Here is a 528-nt window from a genome sequence, read left to right as displayed (position 1 = left end):
CGACAAGGGGCAGTGCCTCTTCGAACAACCTGGCGCGGATGCGCCAGTGAAGTATCGCCATCAATGCAAATCCCGCGGTAAACATGCAGTCACCGCGTAAGTATCATCCCACCCGACCCATGAGGTGCATTGTGAAGCATAGTCCTTGGCCTGGCTGCTGTTGGCACAGATACCCTCGATGTTCAGCTCGAATATGGCCCGGGCAAACTGGGTGTGGCCGTCGCCGCCGGTCGCATTGGGCTTGTTGACGCGGAACACGCTGGCCTTGTCGCTATAGAACGCCACGGGCTTGCCATGGCGCTCCAGGTAGGCCCGCGTCGCGGCAAAGTACGTAAAGGTGGCCTCCGAGTGGGTAAAACGCAGTTCCATGATCCGGCTGGTGGCGTCGTCGACATAGACCAGCAGCGTGCACGCCGGCGCCCGGTCTTCGAACCAGCGGTGGTCGCAGCCGTCGATCTGGATCAGTTCACCGAGACAGGCGCGCCGGTTGCGCGGCTGGTAGACCTTGGGCGGGCGCTGCTTGCGCGG

1 pseudogene is annotated in these 528 nt (G+C 62.5%); it reads right to left on the bottom strand.

From position 1 onward, the window contains the following. Positions 1-144: 144 nt before the first annotated feature. A pseudogene (locus tag AC1DQ3_RS36720) lies at positions 145-528 on the bottom strand (ISNCY family transposase); the annotation flags it as partial.

Source organism: Cupriavidus sp. 01T418, from assembly GCF_056398885.1.
This window is presented reverse-complemented; position numbering and strand designations above follow the sequence as displayed.